The sequence below is a fragment of the Wolbachia endosymbiont of Atemnus politus genome, from assembly GCF_013309895.1.
Window position 1 is genome coordinate 1 of sequence record NZ_JAAXCS010000080.1, and the last position, 6,421, is coordinate 6,421.

6 protein-coding genes are annotated in these 6,421 nt (G+C 35.3%); 5 read left to right on the plus strand and 1 reads right to left on the minus strand.

The window, feature by feature from the left end; translation table 11 throughout:
* Positions 1-316: 316 nt before the first annotated feature.
* Together HET73_RS05450 and HET73_RS05455 are read left to right on the plus strand one after the other, a co-directional pair.
* Positions 317-535, plus strand: a complete 219-nt coding sequence (locus HET73_RS05450; RefSeq protein ID WP_174134148.1) for a hypothetical protein — start codon at positions 317-319, stop codon at positions 533-535.
* Positions 450-2,054 (plus strand): recombinase family protein, encoded by a 1,605-nt coding sequence (locus HET73_RS05455; RefSeq protein WP_174134149.1) that lies wholly within the window; start codon positions 450-452, stop codon positions 2,052-2,054. The genes HET73_RS05450 and HET73_RS05455 overlap by 86 nt, the downstream gene beginning before the upstream one ends.
* Before the next feature lie 99 nt (positions 2,055-2,153).
* Here HET73_RS05455 and recO read toward each other — a convergent pair whose 3' ends face one another.
* Positions 2,154-2,876 (minus strand): DNA repair protein RecO, encoded by a 723-nt coding sequence (gene recO, locus HET73_RS05460; RefSeq protein WP_174134150.1) that lies wholly within the window; start codon positions 2,874-2,876, stop codon positions 2,154-2,156.
* Between the two features lie 591 nt (positions 2,877-3,467).
* On the opposite strand from recO, the gene rpsL reads away from it, so the two are divergent.
* From rpsL to fusA, 3 genes are read left to right on the plus strand one after another with little or no spacing between them, the layout of a single operon-like run.
* Positions 3,468-3,842 (plus strand): 30S ribosomal protein S12, encoded by a 375-nt coding sequence (gene rpsL, locus HET73_RS05465; RefSeq protein ID WP_174133295.1) that lies wholly within the window; start codon positions 3,468-3,470, stop codon positions 3,840-3,842.
* 5 nt (positions 3,843-3,847) lie between these two features.
* The gene (gene rpsG, locus HET73_RS05470; RefSeq protein ID WP_174133294.1) at positions 3,848-4,327 is read left to right on the plus strand and encodes a 30S ribosomal protein S7; all 480 of its coding nucleotides are present in this window, start codon (positions 3,848-3,850) and stop codon (positions 4,325-4,327) included.
* 21 nt (positions 4,328-4,348) lie between these two features.
* Positions 4,349-6,415 (plus strand): elongation factor G, encoded by a 2,067-nt coding sequence (gene fusA, locus HET73_RS05475; RefSeq protein WP_174134151.1) that lies wholly within the window; start codon positions 4,349-4,351, stop codon positions 6,413-6,415.
* Positions 6,416-6,421 lie beyond the last annotated feature (6 nt).

Sequence of the window (6,421 nt, forward strand, 5' to 3'; positions counted from 1 at the left end):
AATAATAAAGAGATAACAGAAATGTTAGAGAACGCAAAAATCGCAAATAGACAGGGTGAATTTCTAGAAAAACTAACGGTTATATCGGAAAGGCAGGTGTGATAGTGGCAATGGAAGACCCGATAGAAGTAGAAAAATGGCTAAATGATACGGAGAAAGGGTGACAATAGTCCGATGTAACAATAGCTATAAACTTACCCCGTTCGGACTATTATAAGAAGAGCTATACTACAGCTATAGAACTTTTTATTTCTAAAATTTCACACAAAAGCTACGCCTTTTTTGATGGAAAAAGGGAGTATTTACAGGAGAAAACATGAGAAAAAGAACATTAACTGTAACTTGTCGATATGAGCCTGATGAGTTAGCAGAGCAACATCTAGCAGATGCTTATGATCTGTTACTAGAATTTGCAGTTAAAAGAAACAATGAAAAGGAGGTAGAAAAAAATGACAACAGTGGCCTTGTATGCAAGAGTATCATCGAAGAACCAAGAACAGAACAACACAATAAAGAGCCAAATAGCCGAGCTTAAACATAGAATTGCTGTAGATAGACATGAACTATTAGATGAATACATATTTATTGATAGTGCTCGTAGCGGATTCACTTTGAAACGTGAAGGTTTAAAGAATTTGTGCAATAAAGTAGCAGAAGGAAAAATCAACAAAATTTACATACATTCACTTGATCGTTTGTCACGTGATCTTATACATCAAAGAATTTTAATAGATGAATTTAAAGAGGCCAGGGTAGAAGTAATCTTTTCAAATCATAAGGTTGATAATACTCCTGAATCCGATTTAATGACAGATATGCAAGGAGCATTTGGAACTTTTGTAATAAAACAAACTGTAGAAAGGAGTCGAAGAGGAAAACGCCATAGAGCAAAAGAAGGTCGTGTAAGTGTGATTAATATTGTACCTTTTGGTTACAAGCGTATAAAGCATGTAGATAGAGATAAGACAAGAGTTGAAATAAATGAAGAGGAAGCAAAAATAGTAAGGCAAATATTCATATGGATAGGACAAGAAAGAATAAGCACAAGGGAAGTTATACGTAGACTAAGAGATAGGTCAATAAGAACAAGAAAAGGAAAGGATGTTTGGAGTCCAGCAACAATTCTGAATATACTAAAAAATACAGCATATAAGGGAGAAATGGCATTTGGTAAATTAAAAAGAGTAAAAAGAAGAGGAAGAAAAAAGGTTTCAGTCAGTCGGACAGATGAAGAAAGTTGGATATATATACCAGTACCAAAGATAGTTGATGAAGAACTATTTAATAAAGTACAAAAGCAACTAGATGAAAATAGAAAGAAGGCAAGAATACAGAAAGAGGGAGGAAAAGAAAAATATCTACTACAAACGCTAGTTGTATGTCAAAACTGTGGATATGCATATAGTGGTGCGCAATCTGGAGGTGGAAAAAAAAAGCATAGCTATTATCGATGTAGTGGTGCTTTACATATAACTAATGGTAAGGAAAAATGTAAGAATAAGTTGGTTCGTGCAGATATGTTAGAAATAGCTATATTGGAAAAGGTAAAAGATTTACTAAAAAACCCAGAGATGATAAAAAAGGAATATCAACGAAGAATTTCAGAAAATAAAAATAATGAATCGCCAGAGGAAAAGTTTGCAAGAAGGGAAAACCAAATAAAAGGAAGGATCAAAGAACTAATGGAAGATTATTATAGCCAAGAAAATGCAGGGGAGAAAAGATATATAAGTGAGGAAGAATTTAAACAGACGATGAGAAAAATGAAAAAACACTTGCAAGAAATAGAAGAAGAGAAAAAGAAGGCAGTTGATCGGAATGCAGTAGAAACAGGAATAAACCGTATTATAAGTATCATAAAGAATTTTTATTCTAGTATAAAACCAAACTTGGAACAGCTAGATTGGGGAGCTAAACGTGGCATTATTAAAGCATTGATAGGACAAATAGACATAGGCCGTGACCAGGTGGAAATAAGATTTCAGGTCGAAGAACCAGCGGAGGACGGGAAGATTTTTAATTTGTACCATTGTACAGATTGCGAAGATAAATAAAATAGCTTCATTATCATGATAAAAAGATTGGTGGGGGTTGTCAAGGAGTTTCTTCGTTTCATCCACGTGCTGCTAAAAGTTTGTTATGCAAGAAGTCTATTAAAGCGAAAGCATGAGTTTTCTCGGCTCGGGAAATTTCATGTTTAACTGCGAGAATAGATACTTATTTAAGAAATATCCTGTGACTTTCAGTCCTAGCTGAAATTCTTGATATGAGTAGCTGTTTTGCAGGTTGTTATTATATACATTATGCAACATTTGTGGAAAAGGTAGTAGTTTATCTGCATAATAATCTCCTGCTTTTTTTGACACTGCTCTGCCGGTTTTTGGAGAAATAAATTGTAAATCTTCCTGAGCACCTGTTACAGCACACTTGGATAGGTCTAACTTAAACCCGAGTTGTGTAAGAAGCAAAAGCTCTAAATTGAGGTAATGACCTTGCCAGGATTCATTATTGTACTTAATTACGTCGATAAAATATCGAAAATTATCGTACAGTACAGCGCAAGATTCACTTTCTGGAAGCACTTTTTCCAAAATGGAAGAGAAAGAAACAATAGCGATGCTTTTTAACCTGTCCTGAAAGAAATGATGAGATGGAGATTCAATCAATTCGCACTTAAAAAATCCTAGATTTTCAAGTAGTTTAGCGCTCCATTCTGCATGTAATAGATTGCTTATTTGAAACTTATAGTTGCTAGCGTTTGTTAGCCTAGTTAATCCTCTGCGCTTTCCGTGATTTTTCGTAAACAGAGAAAGAATTAAGTTTTTATCACCGTACTTTTTGGCAGCTATAATGATACCTTCATCTTTCCATCTCATTTAGAGCGATTAATCATATTGATCGTATATATTATATGGTAGTGAAATCAGTACAGCAAAAAATTGTATTTCTAGGCGCAAGAGAATGCTATAGGGTTGCTTAAATTATGAGATGGGAAGCTATTATCTCCTTATACTTCCATCAAACAAATGCTATCTGGGTCTTAAAAACGCTAACTATGGATTAGAAATTAAAAAATACTATAACACCAATAGCTTATTATTCTGGCATTTATAATAAAAACTGTCAATGAACACCTAAATTTGAGTAAAAAAACTTCACTACTATTCACTAAGAATTCAAGAATTTCAGTAACTTCCCTATTCTAAATAAAATCAGATTTATGTAAAATAGCGATATTTTTTAGTTTTTACTAAATTTGTTGTAAAGTAGACAAGCTTTTCAGCAAGTTATCTATCCATAGTTGGCGTTAAGAGATTCCACAGAATTTGGAGTTTCCATTGGGCAACAATCATAGGAGTTGGGCTAAAATTATTAGAATAATAATTTTTATTTTTATATTGACTATTGGGGTTTATTATTTTATAACTGGGACTTAAGTTATTTTTATGAGCTTGAGTTTTTAATATATGCCTACGATAAATCAGTTAGTACGTAAGGGCAGGTTAAAATTATCCTATAAGAAAAAGGTGCCTGCTTTAGGGGAAAACAATCCTCAGAGGAGGGGTGTTTGCACTAAAGTGTATACTACGACTCCTAGGAAACCTAACTCAGCATTACGTAAGGTAGCTAGAGTAAGAATTAGTGGGTATGGTGAAGTGACAGCTTATATACCTGGTGAAGGCCATAATTTACAAGAGCACTCTGTTGTTTTGATACGCGGTGGGCGAGTAAAAGATTTGCCGGGTGTGCGTTATCACATAATAAGGGGTGCTCTTGATCTGCGTGGTGTGCAAAATCGAAAGAAAGCCCGCTCAAAATATGGTGTAAAGAAATCTGGTTAAAGTTTATGGCTCGTCGGAATAAAACAAAAAAGAGAGAGATAAGTCCTGATTCGCGTTACGGTAGTATTTTGTTGATGCGTTTCATTAATGTAATTATGAAATGTGGTAAAAAATCCATTGCGGAAAAAATTGTCTATGGTGCTTTATCTTTAGCTGAGAAAAAAATAGATAAAAGCGGGATATCAATTTTTGAAACAGCGGTGGAAAATGTTACGCCTTCTATAGAAGTGCGTTCTCGTCGTGTTGGTGGTGCAACTTATCAAGTGCCGGTTGAAGTGAGGAAAGATAGAGCAATCTCTTTGGCATTAAGGTGGATTGCTAAGGCCGCTTCTGCTGCTCGAAAGAAGAGTGGAAAAACTTCTGCTGATTGTCTACAATCTGAAATAATAGATGCTTATAATAAACGCGGTGGTGCATTTAAGATGTGTGAAGAAAAATATAAGATGGCCGAGGCTAACAAGGCTTTTTCTCATCTTCGGTTTTGATGTTAGCTAATTGATGGTGATATGGAAATTGATATATCTAAATACAGAAATATAGGTATAATGGCTCATATAGATGCTGGTAAGACTACTACAACGGAGCGTATTTTATTTTATACTGGCAAACAAAATAGAATTGGTGAAGTACATGATGGTGCAGCTTCTATGGATTGGATGGAGCAGGAAAAGGAGCGTGGTATTACAATCACATCTGCTGCAACAACTTGTTTTTGGACTGATCATAGAGTCAATATAATAGACACTCCTGGGCACGTTGATTTTACTATCGAGGTTGAAAGGTCTTTAAGAATTTTAGATGGTGCGGTTGCTGTATTTGATGGAGTTGCAGGGGTTGAACCTCAATCTGAAACTGTTTGGCGTCAGGCTGATAAATATAATGTTCCTCGTATCTGTTTTGTCAACAAAATGGATAGAATAGGAGCGAATTTTTATCGATGTGTCGATATGATTACAAGCAAGCTTGGGGCAGTGCCTTTGGTCATTCAGCTACCAATAGGAAGTGAGAAAGATTTTAAAGGCATAGTGGATCTTATCTCTATGAAGGCTATTATATGGAAGGAAGAGACGTTGGGTGCTGAATTTTTCTATGAAGATATTCCTCCCGATTTGCTTGATAAGGCTCAACAGTACCGAAATCTTTTGTTAGACACTGCGGCTGGAATGGATGATGAGGCAATGAACACTTATTTTGAATCTAACGACCTGCCAGTAGACTTACTGAAGAAGTGTGTGAGAGACGGAACTATTAAAGGAACATTTGTTCCTGTATTATGTGGATCAGCTTTTAAGAATAAAGGGGTACAGCCACTTTTAGACGGTATAGTCGATTTTCTGCCTTCTCCTATTGATGTTGATGAAATTGTTGGAACTGATCCTAAGGACTCAGAAAAGAAAATTGTGATTAGGCCTTCAGAGCAAGAAAAATTTGTTGCTCTTGCATTTAAAGTGATGACAGATAAATTTGTGGGTAGCTTAACGTTTATTCGTATTTATTCTGGTAGGTTAAAATCTAAATCTACTGTATTGAATGCAGGAAAAAATGAGACTGAAGGAATTGGTAGAATGCTGCTTATGCATGCAAATAACAGAGAGGATATAAGTGAGGCTAAGGTTGGGGATATAGTTGCTTTAGTTGGATTAAAAAAAACAATTACTGGTGACACTTTATGTTCACATGGTTTTCCTATACTATTAGAACGTATGGAATTTCCTGAACCTGTTATTGAAATTGCTGTGGAGCCTAAAACCACTTCGGATCAGGAGAAATTGGGTATTGCTTTAAATAGATTAGTTGCAGAAGATCCTTCTTTAAGAATGTCAGTAAATGCAGAAAGTGGTCAGACTATATTGAAAGGTATGGGTGAACTGCACCTTGAAATTATTACAGATAGAGTAAAACGTGAATTTAATGTTGGTGTTAATGTTGGTGCGCCTCAAGTTGCATATCGTGAGACTATTACTAAATCCGTTGAAATTGATTACACTCACAAAAAACAATCAGGTGGTGCTGGTCAATTTGCTAAGGTAAAGATTTTGTTTGAACCTCTTGAGCCTGGTTCTGGATTTCAATTTGAAAGTAAGATAGTAGGTGGTGCAATTCCAAAAGAATATATTCCTGGTGTGCAAAATGGCTTGGAATTGATAAAAGAAGGGGGAATGATCTCTGGTTTTCCAGTTATTGATTTTAAGGCTACTCTTATTGATGGTGCCTTTCATGAAGTTGATTCAAGTCCTTTGGCTTTTGAGCTAGCTGCTAAAGGTGCTTTTAAGGAAATGGCAAATAAAGCTGGTCCAAAGATGTTGGAGCCCATAATGAAAGTTGAGATTATTACACCTGAAGAATATATGGGTGATATTATGGGTGATGTGAATAGTAGAAGAGGGCAGGTTTCAAGTATGGAAACGCACAATAATAGTGCTATAATCCTTGCTTTAGTACCTCTTGCAAGTATGTTTGGTTATATAAATGTCTTGCGTTCTATATCTCAAGGAAGAGCTCAATATAGTATGCATTTTTCTTGTTATGAGCAAGTACCACAGTATGTGGTTGATGGGTTAAAGTATAATTAGAGGTAA

Bases quoted from the DNA above. Each gene is read 5' to 3' on its own strand.
- rpsG (WP_174133294.1), top strand. From the start codon at position 3,848: ATGGCTCGTCGGAATAAAACAAAAAAGAGAGAGATAAGTCCTGATTCG.
- fusA (WP_174134151.1), top strand. From the start codon at position 4,349: ATGGAAATTGATATATCTAAATACAGAAATATAGGTATAATGGCTCAT.
- rpsL (WP_174133295.1), top strand. From the start codon at position 3,468: ATGCCTACGATAAATCAGTTAGTACGTAAGGGCAGGTTAAAATTATCC.
- HET73_RS05450 (WP_174134148.1), top strand. From the start codon at position 317: ATGAGAAAAAGAACATTAACTGTAACTTGTCGATATGAGCCTGATGAG.
- HET73_RS05455 (WP_174134149.1), top strand. From the start codon at position 450: ATGACAACAGTGGCCTTGTATGCAAGAGTATCATCGAAGAACCAAGAA.
- recO (WP_174134150.1), bottom strand. From the start codon at position 2,876: ATGAGATGGAAAGATGAAGGTATCATTATAGCTGCCAAAAAGTACGGT.